Raw genomic sequence first — 18,510 nt, 5'->3', positions numbered from 1 at the left:
GGATCCGGGACAGGCGCGGCGCGCAACGGCATCATGGCCGGGCTGTTGCGGCTACTGGCGGGCATCGCCCTGATACTGGCGGCGACGAGCGCTTATTCTGCCCCAAAAAACCTGCTCGTGCTCGGCGACAGCCTGTCGGCCGAATACGGTCTGGAGCGCGGTCGTGGCTGGGCCAGCCTGCTGCAACAACGGCTGCAGCAGGACAAGCTCGAGACCACCGTGGTCAATGCCAGCATCAGCGGCGACACCACCATCGGCGGCAAGAACCGGCTGCCGGCCCTGATGGAACAGCACAAGCCCCAGGTACTGGTGATCGAACTGGGCAGCAACGACGCCCTGCGCGGCCTCTCGCTCAAGGCCAGCCAGGACAACCTGCAAGCCATGATTGATCTGGCCCGGCAATACAAGGCGCGCGTGCTGCTGGTGGGCATGCAGATCCCGCCCAACTATGGCCCGGACTACACAAGGCGCTTCGCCGAGATGTACCAGAATCTGGCGCAGCAGAACAAGCTGCCCCTGGTCCCCTTCTTCATGGAAGGCATCGCCGCCGATCTTTCGCTGTTCCAGGCTGATCGCATCCACCCCAACGAACAGGCCCAGCCCAGGCTGCTCAACAACGTCTGGCCACAGCTCAAGCCCCTGCTGGGCCTGAAATGATGCCCCGCCAACGCAAAGAGCCCCTCTGCCTGCCAGGACAGAGGGGCTCTTTGCATGCTGCGCACAGGGCGCGGCGGCTCAGTGACGCGCGTACAACTCCAGGAAGCGCCGCAGCAGACCGGTCGACTGCGGTGTAGCGCTCACCCTCTCCGACAGGGCCTCGGCATCGATGCCGCAACCACGGTAGATATCGGCGTAGTAATGCAGGTGGGCGCGCACGAACTCGGGTGAGAACTCCGGGTGGAACTGGGTCGAATAGACGTTGTGCTTGTGCTTGATGACATGGTGCGGATCCATCGGCGAGCGTGCCATCACGATGGCATCCTTGGCCGGACGCAAGACCGACTGCATGTGCAGCATGTGGGCCGGGAAGGCCTCCGGCAGCACACCCAGCAATTCATCCTGGCGGCAGCAGTCCAGCGTTTCCACACACATGGTGCCCGCCGCCCGGCCGGCCGGGTTGTAGCCGACCTCGCCGCCGAAGGCGTGGGTCAGCAACTGGTGGCCGTAGCAGATGCCGAACATCGGCGTATCCAGATCGGCGGCGTCGCGGATCCATTCGGCGGTGCGTTCGCTCCAGTCTTCCTTGTCGGTCACCATGGCCGGCGAGCCGGTGATGAAGACCGCCCGGTAGGTGCGCGGGCAGGATGGGAACTCCCCTTCATAGACGGTCACGACTTCGAGTTCGGTATGGCACAGCCCGGCGGCGCAACCTATCTGCTGCGCATAACCGCCATAGCTGTTCTTGAGAATGGGATTGGCATCGCCGGTTTGGATGATCAGGACTGGAGCTGGCATAAAAACGTGGTCGGTATTCAGGGCAAATCATTGCATCGGACGCATTCCTTGTGGGAAACACGCCATGCGATGCCTTTCGAATTCGACTGGAGGCAGCGATAACTTTACGGCAGCCGTTTATTCCGGAAACGGCGCAAGATTGCATGCGGATGACATGATTTTCACTTCGGCAGCACAATATGTGCATTTTCTCGCCCAGTGAAAAGCTGCTGAAACACGCAGGAACAGCAACAGAAAAAGGCCCATCCCCGAACCCGTTTCTCCTGTGCATCCCGCTTGCAGGCTGCGCCAGTGTCCATGATGAAACAAAAAAGGCCGCTGGAAAAGCGGCCTCGGTAAATATTTTAGTAAATTGTGGCGGACATGCCGACAACTCCCCTGCACAGTGCGGAGCTGCGCGCCGATTCACGATCCCGGTGCGCGCATGCCCCGTCCGGGATCACTTGGCGGCGTCATCAGCGCTCACGGTCGCGGCGCCCTTCAACAGCTTGGTCTTGGCCTTTTCGCGCAGGTAGTCCAGGTAAGCCAGGGCTTCCTGTTGCGACAGCACATTACCGATCTGCTCCTGCTCGGTCTTGCGGCGAGCGGCGTCGACCACCTTGGGCTGCTCGACCTTGCTGATGCGGTAGACCTGGTAACCCAAACCAGACGTCTCGGCGCCGACATAGGCCGGCAACTTGGCGACATCAGCCTTCATGACGGCATTGAAGGCTTCCTGGGTCCAGCCCTCGGCCTTCACGCGCGAGACCACCTTGGCTTCGCTGAAGCCGGCACCATCATCCTTGGCCTGCAATTGCGCCAGGCGCTCCTGGCCGGCCTTGACCGCCAGTGCCTGTTCTTCCTGGGCCAGCACGGCTTTCTGCACGTCGGCCTTGACCTCCTCGAAGGGACGCTTGGCCACCGGCTTGTAGCTGGTGATGCGGCCGGCGATCAGGGTATTGGGCGCGGCTTGCACGGCTTCGGTATTGTGCTTGGCCTTGATCACGTCGTCGGTAAACAGCGCGGTCAGGAACTTGGGATTGTTGTAGACCGCCGCGGCTGCAGCCGCATTGGGCGTACGGGTCACACCGGTCGCGGTCTGGATCTTCAGCTTGAGCTTGTCAGAGACGGCCTTGAGGCTGTCGCCGTTCTCATAGACCAGGTTGCCGAACTGGTCGGCCATCTCGGAGAACTTCTTGGCGGCGATCTGCTTCTTGATCTCGCCACCGATCTCGTCCTTGACGGCATCCAGCGACTTGACGGCAGCGGCCTTGATGCCGGTCACTTCGATGACGTGGTAACCGAAGTCGGACTCCACCGGATCGCTGATCTCGCCCTGCTTCAGGCTGAAGGCGGCATCTTCGAAGGGCTTGACCATGGCGCCCTTGCCAAAGTAACCCAGGTCGCCACCGTTTTCGGCCGAACCGGGATCCTGCGAGTTGGCCTTGGCCAGCTTGGCGAAGTCGCCCGGGTTCTTGCGCAGCTGCGCCACCAGGCCTTCGGCCTTGGCCTTGGCGGCAGCCTTGTCAGCGGCCGAGGCATCCTTGTTGACGGTGATCAGGATGTGGCTGGCGCGACGCTGTTCTTCGGTGACGTACTGCTTCTTGTTCTGCTCGTAGTAAGACTTGATGTCGTCGTCGGTGACGGCCGACTGGGCGGCCACGGCGGCGGCATCGAGCACCACGTATTCGATATCGGCCTGTTCCGGGGTCTCGAAGCGCGGGCCGTTCTTGTCGTAGTAGGCCTTGAGCATCTCATCGGTCACCTTGACCTGGGCGGCGTAGGTGTCGGGCTTGAAATTGAGCATCTGCACCGTGCGTTCCTGGTCGTTCAGGTCCGACAGGTTGGCGGCGACGCTGCGCGGTGCGAAGGCAGTGCTCTGGATGGCGGCATTGAGTTGCTGCACGGCCATCTCACGGCGCAGGCCGGCTTCATAGGACTTGGGATTCAAGCCCTGGGCGGCCAGCAGCACGCGGTATTGCTCGTTGTCGAAGCTGCCGTCGGCCTTGGTCAGGCCGGGGATCTGGCGGATGCTCTGCTGCAGCACATCATCCTGCACCACCAGCTTGCTGGCCACCACTTCGGCGCCCAGGGCGCGCTGGGCGATCAGGTTGTCCAGGATGGCGCGACGCGCCTGCGGGCTGTCGAAGATCTTGGCATCGAACTGGTTGCCATACGTCTGGCGCATACGGTCCAGCTGCTGGCGATGTGCGGCATCCCATTCTTCCTTGGAAATGGTCTGGCCGGCCACCTTGGCCACGCCACTTTCGTCGGTCAGGCGGCTATAGCCTTCCAGGCCGAAGAAGGCGAACGACGGGAAGATGAACAGCAACAGCAGGAACTGCATCAGGCGCTGGTGGGTACGAATGAATTCAAACATGAATAGCCAATCAATAAACGATCCGGTCAAAGAAGGTGCGCATGCGCTGCCACGCCGCCCCGTGCCGCAACCGGTAATAAAAAAGGCGAACTCGCGTTCGCCCTGATCCGGCGCAGGCCCGGCGGCCTGGGACGCACAACGCACACCGTCGTGCACGCGCGACATTATACACATGCCAATGCCCTGCGGCACTCCGGCAGCCTGCCCTTACTACCGCGTACTGCCCCTTACTCGCCCATCTGGGCCAGGGCCACGCTGCGCAACTGGAAGCGGCCATCGTTATTGAACAACCAACTTTCGGATAATTCGATACGACCGTTCCTGAGCAGGGCCGGAGGTGGCTTGGGGAAAGGCGAGGCGCTCTTCAAGCTGCCCATGGCACTGGCCTCGGCCGCCTTGTCGCGATTGCTGCGCAGGATTTCGCTGGCCACCAGCCTTCCCTCGCCGTCGACGATGTACTTGATCACGATGACCGAGCGCAACAAGGCCTGCGGCCGCTCGACATAGACCTGGGTGAAATTGACCTGGGAAATGCGCTTGGCCAGGTCGACCTTGTAGCCGTCCGCAGAGGTGGCCGTGGAGGTGCCGTCGCTGGTGGTCTTTTTCTGCTCGATCAGGGAGCGTGCCAGCGCATCCCTTTCCTGCTGGGTGCTTTCCGGCGCCGAGCAGGCCGCCAGCAGTGTCGCCACCCCCAGACCGGAGGCGGCCAGCCGGGCGCCGAGCCGGCGTCCGGGTCGCTCATTGTTGTTCATGCTGTTCTCCTCCAGGCTGATGGAGTTTGCTTCAGCCCCGACATCGCGTCAATGCACCATTGGACCAGATTGACGACCCGGGATTCCCCGCGCGCCAGCGCAAAACCCTTCATCCATAACTTCAATCTATAGCACGGATATCGGCCCGCTATCACAGCAGGGGGTGTCATCCAGCAGTCATATTTGCACCGTACCATCCGCTTGCCTTAACTCCCTGCCACGCCCCGCCCATGCGCCCGGGCGCTGCATCCGGAGCCAACCCGCGACCCTGAGCGAAGACATTTCCACGATGATGCACACCACCCTTTCCGCCGCCAGCGCGCCGGCCTGTTTGCCGGATGACGCCGAGGCCAGCTTCCTGTCGGTCCGCGACGTCGAAAAGCGCTTTGGCGCCTTCACCGCCCTGGACCGCGTGTCGCTGGATGTGCGCCGGGGCGAGATGGTCTGCCTGCTGGGTCCGTCGGGCTGCGGCAAGACCACGCTGCTGCGCACCATCGCCGGCCTGGAGCATCAGGATGCCGGCCGCCTGCATGCCGGTGGCCGCGACATCTCGCGGCTGCCGCCGCAGGCGCGCGACTACGGCATCCTGTTCCAGTCCTACGCTCTCTTCCCCAATCTGTGCGTGGCCGACAACGTGGCCTATGGCCTGACCCGCCTGGGTCGCCAGGAGCGTCGCCAGCGCGTCGCCGAGATGCTGGCCATGGTGGGCCTGTCGGGTAGCGAGGCCAAGTATCCCGGCCAGTTGTCCGGTGGCCAGCAGCAACGCGTGGCGCTGGCCCGCGCGCTGGCGCCGTCGCCCTCGCTGCTGCTGCTGGACGAACCGCTCTCGGCGCTGGACGCCCAGGTGCGCGAACACCTGCAACTGGAAATCCGCCGTCTGCAAAAGCAGTTCCGCATCACCACCCTGATGGTCACCCACGACCAGGAAGAAGCCATGGTGATGGCTGACCGCATCGCCGTCATGCAGCATGGCCGCATCGAACAGTTCGGCACGCCGGCCGAGATCTATCGCCGTCCGTCCACGCCCTTCGTGGCCGATTTCATCGGTCATTCGAACTGGCTGCCGTTCACCCGCGTGTCCGGCTCGCAGGTGGCCGTCGGCGCACTGCACCTGGAAATCCAGCCGGAAGAAGCCGAGCTGCCCAGCGGTCGCCTGTTCTGCCGGCCGGAAGCGGTCGATCTGTTCCCGACCGAGCTGAGCTCCAACCGCTTCCAGGCGCGCGTGGTCGATCGCATCTACCTGGGCAACCGCTATCGCCTGGCACTGGCCGCCGACGCCCTGCCCGGCCAGACCCTGCTGGCCGATGTCAGCGACGAGGCCCATGCACGCATCGCCGCCCTGCCGGCCAACGATGGACTGTGGGTGGCGCTGCCGCGCCAGGCCCTGCAAGTGTTCGCGTGAGCCCGGGCTGACATGTCGATGCAATCCTCTCTCCCTTCCCCGGCACCGGCGTCAGCACCGGCCATGACCATCGACGACGCCCATCGCACCAGTCCGGTCGCGACGGCCCGCCAGGCCGATCGCAGCCAATGGCTGCTGGGCGCCCTCAAATGGCTGCTGCTGGCCCTGCTGCTGCTGGGTCTGGCGGGTCCGCTGCTGTTCATCCTGGGCCAGGCAGTGCTGACGCCGGACGGCAACTGGGCCGGCACACAGCCCTTCGTGACGCTGTTTTCCAATATCAATTTCCTGCCCATGCTGGGCCGCAGCCTCTGGGTCTCGGCCATCACGGCGCTGGTCACGGTGCCGCTGGCCTACCTGTTCGCCTATGCGCTGCAACGCACCTGCATCCCCTTCAAGGGCCTGTGGCGTGGCATCGGCCTGTTGCCACTGCTGGCGCCCTCGCTCTTGCCCGGCATCGCGCTGATCTACCTGTTCGGCAACCAGGGCCTGTTCAAGGAATGGATGGATGGCAGCATCTACGGCTTCTGGGGCATCCTGCTGGGTGAAGTGTTCTACACCTTCCCGCATGCACTGATGATCCTGCTCTCGGCCCTGTCGCAAGCCGATGGCCGTCTCTACGATGCCGCCAGCGCCATGGGCGCCTCGCGCTGGCGCACCTTCATGACGGTGACCCTGCCGGCCACGCGCTACGGCGTCTTCGGTGCGCTGTGCCTGGTCTTCACGCTGACCATCACCGATTTCGGCGTCCCCAAGATCACCGGCGGCGCCTACAGCGTGCTGGCCGTGGAAGCCTACAAGGCCGTGGTCGGCCAGCAGCAGTTCGGCCGTGGGGCGCTGATCGGCCTGCTCCTGCTGGTGCCGGCACTGCTTACCTTCGCGCTGGACAACTGGCTGCAACGGCGCCAGCGCGCCAACATGAGCAGCCGCTCCGAAGCCTACGTACCGCGCCCGGACTGGCGTCGCGATGGTGTGAACCTGCTGGCGGTGCTGCTGGTGGCCTCCGCCATCCTGATGATGATCGTGGTGGCCATGGGCGCCTCGCTGGTCAAGCTGTGGCCCTACAACCTGCAACTGACCCTGCAGCACTATGACTTCGACAACATGGACGGCGGCGGCTGGCTGGCCTACTGGAACAGCCTGAAACTGGCCTGCGGCACCAGCGTGACCGGCACCATCGTCATCTTCAGCGGCGCCTGGCTGATGGAAAAGACACGCGGCCAGGCCTGGCTGAGCGCTCTGCTGCGCATGCTCGGCTTCCTGCCGATGGCCGTACCCGGCCTGGTGCTGGGCCTGGGCAGCCTGCTGTTCTTCAACCATCCGGCCAATCCCTTCAATTTCCTCTACGGAACGATGAGCCTGCTGGTGATCTGTTCGGTGGTGCACTTCTACACCACCGCGCAACTCACCGCCGTGACCGCCCTCAAGCAGCTCGACCCCGAATTCGAAGCCGCCTCGCTGTCGCTGAAGGTACCGCTGCTGAAAACCTTCCTGCGCGTGACCGTGCCGCTGTGCCTGCCGCAATTGCTGGAGATCTTCCGCTACCTGTTCGTCTCCTCGATGACCACGGTGTCGGCGGTGATCTTCCTGTACCGGCCCGATACGGTGCTGGCCTCGGTGGCGGTACTGAACATGGATGACGCCGGCGACGTCGGCCCGGCCGCGGCCATGTCCACGCTGATCCTGCTGACCTCGGCCGCGGCCTCGCTGCTCATGCACGCCGCCGGCAGCCGCTGGCTGGCACGGGCCCAGGCCTGGCGCCGTCCTCGCGGACACTGAGCCGACGCCGCCCACCACTTGCTCCAACTTGCACGACCCTAGCCCTTTTGCACGCTTTTTCAACCCTGCCATTGAACCCACGAAGGCCATCATGAAAAAAACCAAGTTGTTCAACCTGCTCGCATCGTTGATCGGCGCCGGTACGCTGTTCTGTGCAACCGCCGCCCATGCCGCCACCACGCTGACGGTCTACACCGCCCTCGAAGCGGACCAGATCAAGGCCTACCAGGCCGCCTTCCAGAAGGCCAACCCGGATATCGAGATCAAGTGGGTGCGCGACTCCACCGGCATCGTCACCGCCAAGCTGCTGGCTGAAAAGGCCAATCCGCAAGCCGACGTGGTCTGGGGCCTGGCGGCCACCAGCCTGGCCCTGCTGGACAAGGAAGGCATGCTCATGCCCTACGCCCCGCAAGGCCTGTCGGCCATCGACAGCAAGTACCGCAGCGCCGCCAATCCGCCGGCCTGGGTCGGCATGGACGTGTGGGCCTCGGCCATCTGCTTCAACACCGTGGAAGCGCAAAAGCAAGGCCTGCCCAAGCCGACTTCCTGGGCTGACCTGACCAAGCCGGTCTACGCCGGCAAGATCGTCATGCCCAATCCGGCCTCCTCCGGCACCGGCTACCTGGACGTCTCGGCCTGGCTGCAGATGATGGGCGAAGACAAGGGCTGGGCCTACATGGACGCCCTGCACAAGAACATCGGCCAGTACACCCACTCCGGCTCCAAGCCCTGCAAGCAGGCCGCCACCGGCGAATTCCCCATCGGTATCGCCTTTGAGTACCGCGCCGTGAAGACCAAGAAGGAAGGCGCGCCCATCGACGTGATCCTGCCGGCCGAAGGCCTGGGCTGGGACATCGAAGCCACCGCCATCGTCAAGGGCAGCAAGCACCTGGAAGCCGCCAAGAAGCTGGCCGATTTTTCCGCCAGCAAGGAAGCCATGGCCCTGTATGAAAAGAACTTCGCCGTGGTCGCCATCCCCGGCATCGCCAAGCCGGATGAACTGCTGCCGGCCGACTACGAGAAGCGCCTGGTCAAGAACGACTTCACCTGGGCCAGCACCCAGCGTGATCGCATCCTGACCGAGTGGAGCAAGCGCTACGAAAGCAAGTCCGAGAAGAAGCAATAAGCCAGGCCTGCCTGACGACCCCATGCACGACCCCTGCCGCCGCAGCCGCTGCGGCGGCAGGCAGAGAGGATGCGCAGCACCCGCAGGACGCCACCAGAGCGCCCGCCCAGAACAGGCAGCACGACATCTCGCAACGTATCCGATGGAGTATTTCCCATGACAAGCAACACCCCCTCCCAGAGCAGCGCCCACGATCCCCAGCACGTCGACCTGGCCGTGGTCGGCTCGGGCATCCTGGGCCTGGCGCACGCCTATGCCGCCGTCAAGCGCGGCCTGCGCGTGGCCGTTTTCGAACGTACCGGTACGCCCCTGGGCGCTTCCGTGCGCAACTTCGGCATGGGCCTGGTCACCGGCCAGCCCCCCGGCATCATGCTGGACCTGGCGCGCGAGAGCCGCGCCATCTGGCTGCACCTGGCTGCCCGCGCCCACTTCAGCGCCCGTGAAGCGGGCACCCTGCTGTTTGCCCGCAGCCAGGCCGAACATGAGGTCCTGCAGGAATTCATGATGGTGCGCGCGCGCCAGTACGACTACCGCGCCAGCCTGCTCGAAGGCGAGAAGCTCGACGCCCTCTACAACGGCCGTTTCCGCCATCACCGTGCCGCCCTGCATGGCACCGAAGACCTGCAACTGTATTCCCGCGAAGCCATGCCGGCCCTGGTGGCCTATCTGCATTCGCAGGGGGTGCATTTCCGCTTCAATACCCAGGTGCATGGCACCGCCGATGGCCGCCTGTCGACCTCGGCCGGCGAGTTCCGCGCCGAACGTGTGGTGGTTTGCTCGGGCCACGACTACGTGACGCTGTTTGCCGACCGCCTGCAACCGATGAACCTGAAGCAATGCCGCCTGCAGATGCTGCGCCTGAAGACCGAAGAAGCCCTGCCGCTGACCCATGCGGTGCTGACCGGCCTGTCCTGCACCCACTATGGCGCCTTCTCCGACCTGCCCACCGCACGCGCGGTGCATGCCGAGATCGAGGCCAATGCGCCCTTGCTCAACAAGCACGGCATCCACCTGCTGGTCAGCCCCACGCCCTACCAGGAACTCATCGTCGGCGATTCGCACCACTACGGCAGCGACGCCCCGCCCTTCAACAGCGAGGAAATCGACGAGCTCATGCTGGGCCTGGTGGAACACACCCTGGCCACGCGCGTGAAGGTGATCGAGCGCTGGCAAGGCGTCTATGGCAGCAAGGGACCTGGTCCGTTCTCGGCGCTGGCCATCGACGAACGTACCTCGGTGGTGCTGATGCATACCGGCATCGGCATGAGCGTCGGCCTGGGCCTGGGCGAACGCGTGATCCGCTCGCTGCTGGCCGGCGAGGCCCTGCCCGCGCCGACAGCCACCCCGGCACCAGCCACGGCCCTGGCCTGAGCCTTCCCTTGCGGGCAGGTGTCAGGAAAATCCTTACCCGCCTGATGCCTCAGATGCAGCGGCCACCCGGTCGCTGCATCGCAATATCCTCCTCTCGCGCCACACCCTTGCCAGCCGGGCTTTTCCGTGCTGCGTCGCAACCAGAATCAGCAGTTTTCCCCTGTAAGCTTGTGTAAGTTTCGAGAAAGTCTTGCGTAAGCTTGGCGTCGCACACTCGCCGCATGGACAAGTGGGTCCTTACGCAAGCAATGCGAACCAATACCGCAGTTTGTGTTTGACCGGGAGACGATGCCCATCGTCATGTGTCATGTGCTCTCCGGTGCGTTCTTGCATAACGCCCCATTCGACCATCTGTTGCATCAGTCGCATTCCGTTAGCCGATTGCATCGATTGCAGTAGCAATATCAATTAAAACCAAGGAGACCAGCATGACCACAGCATCAGTCAGCACGACTGCGCGCGGCATCACCCCGGAGGAACGCAAAGTCATCTTTGCCTCTTCCCTAGGCACCGTTTTCGAATGGTACGACTTCTACCTGTACGGTTCGCTCGCCGCCATCATCGCCAAGCAGTTCTTTGCCGGCACCGATCCCAACACCGGCTTCATCTTCGCGCTGCTGGCCTTTGCTGCCGGCTTCATCGTGCGTCCGTTCGGCGCGCTGGTGTTCGGCCGCCTGGGTGACCTGGTCGGTCGCAAGTACACCTTCCTGGTGACCATCCTGATCATGGGTGCCTCGACCTTCATCGTCGGCGTGCTGCCCAACTACAACTCCATCGGCATCACCGCCCCGATCATCCTGATCGTCCTGCGCATCCTGCAGGGCCTGGCACTGGGTGGTGAATACGGCGGCGCTGCCACCTACGTGGCCGAGCACGCACCGGAAGGCCGCCGTGGCTCCTTCACCGCGTGGATCCAGACCACCGCCACGATGGGCCTGTTCCTGTCGCTGCTGGTGATCCTGGGCGTGCGCACCTCGGTGGGCGAAGCCGCCTTCGCCGAATGGGGCTGGCGCATTCCCTTCCTGGTCTCCATCCTGCTGCTGGCCATCTCGGTGTGGATCCGCATGTCCATGAACGAGTCGCCGGCCTTCCTGAAGATGAAGTCCGAGGGCAAGACCTCCAAGGCACCGCTGACCGAAGCCTTCGGTCAATGGAAGAACCTCAAGCTGGTCATCCTGGCGCTGGTGGGCCTAACCGCCGGCCAGGCCGTGGTGTGGTACACCGGCCAGTTCTATGCCCTGTTCTTCCTGACCCAGACCCTCAAGGTCGATGGCGCCACCGCCAACATCCTGGTGGCCCTGGCACTGCTGCTGGCAACGCCCTTCTTCCTGTTCTTCGGTTCGCTGTCGGACAAGATCGGCCGCAAGCCCATCATCCTGGGTGGCTGCCTGATCGCCGCCGTGACCTACTTCCCGATCTTCAGCGGCCTGACCCACTTCGCCAACCCGGCCCTGGAAGCGGCCCTGCAAAAGGCGCCGGTGATCGTCACCGCCGACCCGGCAAGCTGCCAGTTCCAGTTCAACCCGACCGGTACCAAGAAGTTCACTTCGTCTTGCGACATCGTCAAGGGCAAGCTGTCGGCTGCCTCGGTGAACTACGAGAACGTGGCGGGTGCTCCGGGCTCGGTGGCCACCGTCAAGATCGGCGACAAGGTCATCACCTCCTATGACTCGGCTGCCCTGTCCAAGGAAGAAGCCGCCGAAAAGGACAAGGCCCTGTCCAAGGAACTGGCTGACGACATCAAGGCTGCCGGCTATCCGAGCAAGGCGGATCCGGACCAGATGAACAAGCCCATGGTCCTGCTGCTGCTGTTCATCCTGGTGATCTACGTGACCATGGTCTACGGCCCGATCGCCGCCTGCCTGGTGGAAATGTTCCCGACCCGCATCCGCTACACCTCCATGTCCATGCCCTACCACATCGGTAACGGCTGGTTTGGCGGCCTGCTGCCGACCACCTCCTTCGCGCTGGTGGCCTTCAAGGGCGACATCTACTACGGCCTGTGGTATCCGATCGTGATCGCCCTGGCCACCGTGGTCATCGGCCTGCTGTTCGTCAAGGAAACCGTGCACAACAACATCCACGATTGAGCTGGGCGCCCGTCTTGAGCAAGCCTCCCGGTCCGTTGCGGCCGGGATGACGAGGCGGGAAGGAGCCAGATTCCTTCAAGACTGACCGGACGGAACCGGAAATCCGTCCGGTCTTTTTTATTGCCCCGCGCCTGTACGCGGGGCTTTGCGTCTGGGCGAGCCCGCTTCGGCGGCAGCCTTGCCCTGCACCAGTTCCAGCAAGCCCTGGGCGGCGATGGAGAGGCTACGCTCCTTGGGCGTGACAATCAGCAGCGGCCGCACCAGCTCGGGCGCATCCAGCGGGATCGCCACCAGATTGGGCAGGCGGAACTGGAACAGGGTCAGCTCAGGCACTACGCTCACGCCCAGGCCGCTCTCGATCAAGGCAGCCACCGTGGCCAGGTGCTCCACCTCCAGTCCGGTATGGATCACGCCCCCGGGGCGCAATACCGCATCGAGGTGCTGGCGCACGCTGGTGGAGCGGCCCAGGTGGATCATCTCGCAGCCGGCCAGTTGTGCCACCTTGATACGGCGCCTGGTCGCCAGCTTGTGATCCCGGCGACAGACCAGGTAGAACGGATCGGAACACAGCGGACGGGTCTGGAATTCGGTCAGGTTCGGCCCCGGTGCGGTCAGCGCGATATCGGCCCGGCCCTGGCGCAACAGATCCAGGCACTGGTCGGAGATGGCATCGAACAATTCCACCGTCACACCGGGATGGCGCTGCCGGTACTGCGCCAGCACCGGCGGCAGCCAGCCGGCCGCCAGCGAGGGCAAGGCGGCGATGGCAACGCGTCCCTTGCGGCGCGCCACGTAATCACTCATGTCGGCAAAGGCGGCCTCGATATCGTGGACCAGCTGGCGCGCTACCTGCACGAACAATTCGCCTTCGGGCGTGAGCGTGACATTGCGCGTGTCGCGCTCGAACAGGCGCGTGCCGGCGGCGGCTTCGAGCTTCTGGATCATGGCGCTGAAGGCCGATTGCGAGACGTGGCAGCGTTCGGCCGCATGGCCGAAATGGCGGCAGTCGGCCAGGGCCAGGAAGGCCTGCAGCAGGCGGGTGGAGATATTGGTTTGCATGGTGCAGCGTCCTCCCTGATTATCCTGAAAACCAGGTCAATCAATCGAAAAAAGCGACTTTACAACAAAATCGACCGCCACCTACACTCGCCCTGCTCCCTTCCCGCCCGCATCGGAAACAGAACAACAAAACGGCGTGATGGAGAAGCACACAAGAACATCACACCAAACCGGAGACCCGCATGTTAGCCCTGCTAGGCTTTGTCACGATTGTCCTGTTGTTTACGGCCATCCTCACCAAGAAGATGTCGCCCCTGGTGGCGCTGATCGCCATCCCCATCGCCGCCGCACTGGTAGGCGGTTTCGGCTTGCAGACCTCGAAGTTCATCGTCTCGGGCGTGACCGCCATCGCACCGGTGGCAGGCATGTTCGTCTTCGCCATCCTGTTCTTCGGCATCGTCACCGACGCCGGCATGCTGGACCCCATCATCAGCCGCATCCTCAAGACCGTGGGCAGCCGCCCGACCCGCATCGTGCCGGGCACGGCCCTGCTGGCACTGCTGATCCACCTGGATGGCTCGGGCGCGGTGACCTTCCTGATCACCATCCCGGCCATGTTGCCGCTGTACAACCGTCTGGGCATCGACAAGCGCATCCTGGCCTGCGTGGCCTCGCTAGCGGCGGGCGTGAATTTCCTGCCCTGGACCGGGCCGATGATCCGCGCCTCGGCGGCACTGCATATCCCGGTGTCGGAGATCTTCACGCCGCTGGTGCCGGTGCAACTGGTGGGCCTGGCCTTTGTCTTCATCGCCTCATACCTGCTGGGCCTGAAGGAAGAGCGCCGCCTCGGCTTGGGCAAGGGCTCCACCGTGGACTTCGTGCAGCAGCACGAACTCAGCGAGGCGCAGCAGAAGATCCGCCGTCCGCAGAATTTCTGGATCAACATCGTACTCACCGTCTTCGTGCTGGGCGTGATGATCAGCGGCAAGGTCGATCCGGTGGTGATGTTCATGATCGGCGTGGTACTGGCCCTGATGATCAACTACCGCGACGTCACCATGCAGCGCGAACGCATCGACGCCCACGCCAAGGCAGCCCTGCTGATGGCCAGCATCCTCTTCGCCGCCGGCGTGTTCACCGGCATCATGACCAAGTCGGGCATGTTGACGGCCATGGCCAAGACGGCGGTGGGCTTCGTGCCGCCCGAGATGGCCGGTCATATCCCGGTGGTGCTGGGCCTCCTGTCGATGCCGCTGTCGCTGCTGTTCGATCCGGATTCCTTCTACTTCGGTGTGCTGCCGGTGATTGCCGAGGTCAGCCATATGCTGGGCGTGCCGACCATCCAGGTCGCACAGGCGGCATTGCTGGGCCAGATGACCACCGGCTTCCCGGTCAGCCCGTTGACGCCCGCCACCTTCCTGGTCTGCGGCCTGGCCGGCATCGAGCTGGCCGACCACCAGAAATACACCATCCCCTTCCTCTTTGGCGCCTCGGTGGTGATGACCATTGCCTGCGTGGTGCTGGGCCTATTCCCGCTGTTCTGAGTGCTGCCGCACCGACCGGGAACCCACCGTTTTGGAGAATCGCATGACCCACGACCCGCAACGCGTAGTGCGCATCGGCGCCGGCGCCGGCTACTCGGGCGACCGCATCGAGCCGGCGGCCGAACTGGCCGAGCATGGCCAGCTCGACTACCTGATCTTCGAATGCCTGGCCGAGCGCACCATCGCCATCGGCCAGCAGGCGCGACTGGCCGACCCGACCAAGGGCTACGATCCGCTGCTGGCCGAGCGCATGCACGCGGTACTCAAGACCTGTGCCGACAAGGGCGTGCGCATCATCACCAATATGGGCGCAGCCAATCCGCAGGCGGCGGCGCAACGTATCCGCGAGATCTCCCGCGAACTGGGACTGACCCAGCTGAAGGTCGCCGCCGTCATCGGTGACGATGTGCTGGAGGCGGTGCAGGCCGGCAACTTCCGCATCGAGGACAATGGCCAGCAGGTAACATCCCTGGGAGATCGCCTGATCTCGGCCAATGCCTATCTGGGCGTGGCCCCCATCCTGGAAGCCCTGCAAGCTGGCGCCGACGTGATCGTGACCGGCCGGGTAGCCGATCCGGCGCTGGTGCTGGCGCCGCTGGTCCACGAATTCGGCTGGGCCGAGGATGACTGGGACAGGCTGGGCCAGGGGACCGTGGTCGGCCATCTGCTGGAATGCGCGGGCCAGATCACTGGCGGTTACTTTGCCGACCCTGGCAGGAAAGACGTGGCCGGGCTGGCGCGACTGGGATTTCCCATTGGCGAGATCAGCGCCGACGGCAGTGCCATCATCACCAAGGTGGCCGGCTCCGGCGGCCAGGTGACGGCCCAGACCTGCAAGGAACAACTGCTCTATGAAATCCATGATCCCGCTGCCTACTACACGCCGGACGTGATCGCCGATTTCTCGCAGGTGCGCATCACCGAGATCGGCCATGACCGCGTCGCCGTCACCGGTGGCCGTGGCCGCGCGCGGCCGCACACGCTGAAGACCACACTGGGCTACCGCGACAGCTTCATCGGCGAGGGCCAGATTTCGTACGCTGGTCCGGGTGCGCAAGCCCGCGCTCAACTGGCCGCCGACATCGTGCGCGAGCGCCTGGCGCTGACCGGGGTGCAGGTAGAGGAACTGCGCCTGGACCTGATCGGCGTGAACGCCATCAGCAGCAAGCAGATGGCGTCGGCCGCCAACGCACCCGAGCCGCAGGAAGTACGCCTGCGCGTGGCCGGACGCACGGCCAGCATGAGGGAAGCGGTACGCATCGGTAACGAAGTCGAGACCCTCTACACCAACGGCCCGGCCGGTGGCGGCGGCGCGACCAAGGCTGCCCGCGAGGTCATCGCCGTGCTGTCGCTGCTGCTGCCGCGCGACCTGGTGCATCCATCCGTTCATATCGAGGAGGTCTGACATGCAGCTCAGAGACATCGCCCATTCACGCGCCGGGGACAAGGGCGACATTTCCAATATCTCGGTGATTGCTTACCGTATCGAAGACTACGCCCTGCTGGAACGCGAACTGACCGCCGAGCGCGTGCGGGCGCATTTTGCGGGGGTCGTGCAGGGAGAGGTGGTGCGGCATGCCTTGCCGCAGTTGGGGGCACTCAATTTCGTCATGCAGCGTGCACTGGGTGGCGGCGTGACACGCTCATTGGCGCTGGATGCGCATGGGAAGGCGTTGTCGGGGGTGATGCTGGGCATTGAACTGGGAGCTTGAATAGTGCCCTTAGTCAAACTCCATTGGCTCCGCTGGCCGCCTATCCCTGGTAGCAAGGATTGCCTCGACCTCCTCATTGCGCAAGCCCATATTCTTGCTCAATTGCATCATTGCATCTCCTAGAGGAAGTTGATCCGTGAGATCGAGTTCAGCCTCGGATTTCAGGTTCGTTTTTGTCGCCTCTGTTGGTGAGCGCTTAACGTCGGGCTCAGGACTTGCCTTTTTATGCTTCTGCATAGATTCGATTGGTGGCCTGCAAGAATGGTCGGTCATTGCGGTCTCTCCTTGGGCCGAGAATGAGATGTATTAGAAAGCGCGCCTAATAGTGAGCAGGGATATTCTCAAAATACAGGAACATGGGGTTCGTACTAAGTTGTAGCTAGTTAGGCATAGATAAAGCGAGGTTATTGAATCCGCTTAACTCCTTAGTGACAATCAGTTTCCCACGAGAAAAATAGGCAAATTTTCACCGATTACTTTGCTTAAAACTGCGTACATTGCGACTGTCCAAAGCCCGCAAGATTTGGTATCGTCCGCCCGTGATTCATTCTCGCACTGCATCAGCACGCTGCTGATACTCTCCCCAAATATGAAAAAACCAACTCGACTCGGCACGCCGCTTTCTCCTTCCGCCACCAAGGTCATGCTGCTGGGCTCCGGCGAACTGGGCAAGGAAGTCATCATCGCCCTGCAACGCCTGGGCGTGGAAGTGATCGCCGTTGACCGTTATGAAAACGCCCCCGGCCACCAGGTCGCGCATCGCGCCCACGTCATCAACATGACCGATGGCGCCGCCCTGACCGCGCTGATCGAGCAGGAAAAGCCGGACCTGATCGTGCCCGAGATCGAGGCCATTGCCACCGAAACCCTGGTCAAGCTGGAAGAAGCCGGCCGCGTCAACGTCATCCCGACCGCGCGTGCGGCCTGGCTGACGATGAACCGCGAAGGCATCCGCCGCCTGGCCGGCGAAACCCTGGCCCTGGCGACCTCGCCCTACCGCTTCGCCGACAGCCTGGATGAACTGAAGGCCGCCATCGACCAGATCGGCTATCCCTGCGTGATCAAGCCCGTGATGTCGTCCTCCGGCAAGGGCCAGTCCAAGATCGATGGTCCCGGCGAGATCGAAACCGCCTGGAACTACGCCGCCGCCGGTGGCCGCGTCGATGCCGGTCGCGTGATCGTCGAAGGCTTCATCGACTTCGACTACGAAATCACCCTGCTGACGGTGCGTTCGCTCAACGAAAACGGCGATACCATCACCAGCTTCTGCGACCCCATCGGCCACGTGCAGGTCAAGGGCGACTACGTCGAATCCTGGCAGCCGCACCCGATGCCCACGGCCGCCCTGGACAAGGCCCGCGACATCGCCCGCAAGGTCACCGAGAACCTCGGCGGCCTGGGCCTGTTTGGCGTGGAGTTGTTCGTCAAGGGCGACATGGTCTGGTTCTCCGAAGTCAGCCCGCGTCCGCATGACACCGGCATGGTCACCATGGTCAGCCAGGTGCAGAGCGAATTCGAACTGCATGCCAAGGCCATCCTGGGCTTGCCGGTCAATACCGCCCTGAAGACGCCTGGCGCCTCGGCCGTCATCTACGGCCAGCACGACGCCCGCGCCATCGCCTTCGACGGCGTGGCCGATGCCCTGCGCATCCCGGGTGCCGATATCCGCCTGTTCGGCAAGCCGGAATCCTTCGCCCGCCGCCGTATGGGCGTGGCCCTGGCCAGCGCCGACAGCGTCGAAACCGCACGCATCCGCGCCAAGCAGGCCGCCGCCAAGGTCAAGCCGGTCATCCCGGAATAAGCGTTAGCACGCCATAGGCCATCCCGGACGGGCCCCGATGCAAATCGGGGCCCGTCTTGCTTTGTGGCCTTGCCTTATAGCCTGGCAGCAACAAGCGGTCTGCAAACGATATAAAGAGTTTTG

At 63.6% G+C, this 18,510-nt stretch carries 15 protein-coding genes; 10 read left to right on the top strand and 5 right to left on the bottom strand.

The genetic code is table 11. The features are described from left to right. The first annotated feature begins 33 nt into the window (after nt 1-33). Nucleotides 34-657 carry an arylesterase gene (locus ACIPHN_RS00320; RefSeq protein ID WP_400433110.1) on the top strand — a complete coding sequence of 208 codons (624 nt, stop codon included), beginning with the start codon at nt 34-36 and terminating at the stop codon, nt 655-657. A 78-nt stretch (nt 658-735) separates the two neighbouring features. Here the strand turns inward: ACIPHN_RS00320 and ACIPHN_RS00315 are convergent, their stop codons facing one another. From ACIPHN_RS00315 to ACIPHN_RS00305, 3 genes are all read right to left on the bottom strand, one after another. After that, a complete protein-coding gene (locus ACIPHN_RS00315) occupies nt 736-1,455 on the bottom strand; it encodes a glutamine amidotransferase (protein ID WP_400431085.1) in 720 nt (239 codons plus the stop codon). 439 nt (nt 1,456-1,894) lie between these two features. Next, entirely contained in the window at nt 1,895-3,814 is a 1,920-nt protein-coding gene (locus tag ACIPHN_RS00310) for a SurA N-terminal domain-containing protein (protein ID WP_400431082.1), read from the bottom strand. A gap of 227 nt (nt 3,815-4,041) precedes the next feature. Continuing rightward, the gene (locus tag ACIPHN_RS00305; protein ID WP_400431079.1) at nt 4,042-4,566 is read right to left on the bottom strand and encodes a TonB C-terminal domain-containing protein; all 525 of its coding nucleotides are present in this window, start codon (nt 4,564-4,566) and stop codon (nt 4,042-4,044) included. A 292-nt stretch (nt 4,567-4,858) separates the two neighbouring features. On the opposite strand from ACIPHN_RS00305, the gene ACIPHN_RS00300 reads away from it, so the two are divergent. The 5 genes from ACIPHN_RS00300 to ACIPHN_RS00280 all read left to right on the top strand — a co-directional run bounded on the left by ACIPHN_RS00300 (nt 4,859) and on the right by ACIPHN_RS00280 (nt 12,331). Then, nucleotides 4,859-5,968, top strand: coding sequence for a putative 2-aminoethylphosphonate ABC transporter ATP-binding protein (locus ACIPHN_RS00300; protein ID WP_400433108.1), 1,110 nt, complete (start codon nt 4,859-4,861; stop codon nt 5,966-5,968). Nucleotides 5,969-5,980: 12 nt separating this feature from the next. Beyond that, nucleotides 5,981-7,744 carry a putative 2-aminoethylphosphonate ABC transporter permease subunit gene (locus ACIPHN_RS00295; protein ID WP_400431076.1) on the top strand — a complete coding sequence of 588 codons (1,764 nt, stop codon included), beginning with the start codon at nt 5,981-5,983 and terminating at the stop codon, nt 7,742-7,744. 91 nt (nt 7,745-7,835) lie between these two features. Then, the gene (locus ACIPHN_RS00290) at nt 7,836-8,870 is read left to right on the top strand and encodes a putative 2-aminoethylphosphonate ABC transporter substrate-binding protein (protein ID WP_400431074.1); all 1,035 of its coding nucleotides are present in this window, start codon (nt 7,836-7,838) and stop codon (nt 8,868-8,870) included. A gap of 156 nt (nt 8,871-9,026) precedes the next feature. Next, nucleotides 9,027-10,241 carry a TIGR03364 family FAD-dependent oxidoreductase gene (locus ACIPHN_RS00285; RefSeq protein WP_400431071.1) on the top strand — a complete coding sequence of 405 codons (1,215 nt, stop codon included), beginning with the start codon at nt 9,027-9,029 and terminating at the stop codon, nt 10,239-10,241. 428 nt (nt 10,242-10,669) lie between these two features. Then, entirely contained in the window at nt 10,670-12,331 is a 1,662-nt protein-coding gene (locus ACIPHN_RS00280) for an MFS transporter (protein ID WP_400431068.1), read from the top strand. Between the two features lie 117 nt (nt 12,332-12,448). On the opposite strand, the gene ACIPHN_RS00275 is transcribed toward ACIPHN_RS00280, so the two are convergent. Further along, nucleotides 12,449-13,390, bottom strand: a complete 942-nt coding sequence (locus tag ACIPHN_RS00275; RefSeq protein ID WP_400431065.1) for a LysR family transcriptional regulator — start codon at nt 13,388-13,390, stop codon at nt 12,449-12,451. A 182-nt stretch (nt 13,391-13,572) separates the two neighbouring features. Between ACIPHN_RS00275 and ACIPHN_RS00270 the strand changes: the two genes are divergently transcribed. From ACIPHN_RS00270 to ACIPHN_RS00260, 3 genes are read left to right on the top strand one after another with little or no spacing between them, the layout of a single operon-like run. Beyond that, the gene (locus ACIPHN_RS00270; protein ID WP_400431062.1) at nt 13,573-14,874 is read left to right on the top strand and encodes a CitMHS family transporter; all 1,302 of its coding nucleotides are present in this window, start codon (nt 13,573-13,575) and stop codon (nt 14,872-14,874) included. Nucleotides 14,875-14,917: 43 nt separating this feature from the next. After that, nucleotides 14,918-16,279 carry an acyclic terpene utilization AtuA family protein gene (locus ACIPHN_RS00265; protein ID WP_400431059.1) on the top strand — a complete coding sequence of 454 codons (1,362 nt, stop codon included), beginning with the start codon at nt 14,918-14,920 and terminating at the stop codon, nt 16,277-16,279. A 1-nt stretch (nt 16,280) separates the two neighbouring features. Then, nucleotides 16,281-16,586, top strand: coding sequence for a hypothetical protein (locus ACIPHN_RS00260; protein ID WP_400431056.1), 306 nt, complete (start codon nt 16,281-16,283; stop codon nt 16,584-16,586). Nucleotides 16,587-16,595: 9 nt separating this feature from the next. On the opposite strand, the gene ACIPHN_RS00255 is transcribed toward ACIPHN_RS00260, so the two are convergent. Continuing rightward, nucleotides 16,596-16,859 (bottom strand): hypothetical protein, encoded by a 264-nt coding sequence (locus tag ACIPHN_RS00255; RefSeq protein ID WP_400431054.1) that lies wholly within the window; start codon nt 16,857-16,859, stop codon nt 16,596-16,598. A 316-nt stretch (nt 16,860-17,175) separates the two neighbouring features. Here ACIPHN_RS00255 and purT point away from each other — a divergent pair, with 316 nt between their 5' ends. Then, entirely contained in the window at nt 17,176-18,387 is a 1,212-nt protein-coding gene (gene purT, locus ACIPHN_RS00250) for a formate-dependent phosphoribosylglycinamide formyltransferase (protein ID WP_400431051.1), read from the top strand. The last annotated feature ends 123 nt before the right edge of the window (nt 18,388-18,510 follow it).

The organism is Herbaspirillum sp. NPDC087042 (genome assembly GCF_044745245.1).
GTDB lineage: Bacteria > Pseudomonadota > Gammaproteobacteria > Burkholderiales > Burkholderiaceae_D > Herbaspirillum.
This window is presented reverse-complemented; position numbering and strand designations above follow the sequence as displayed.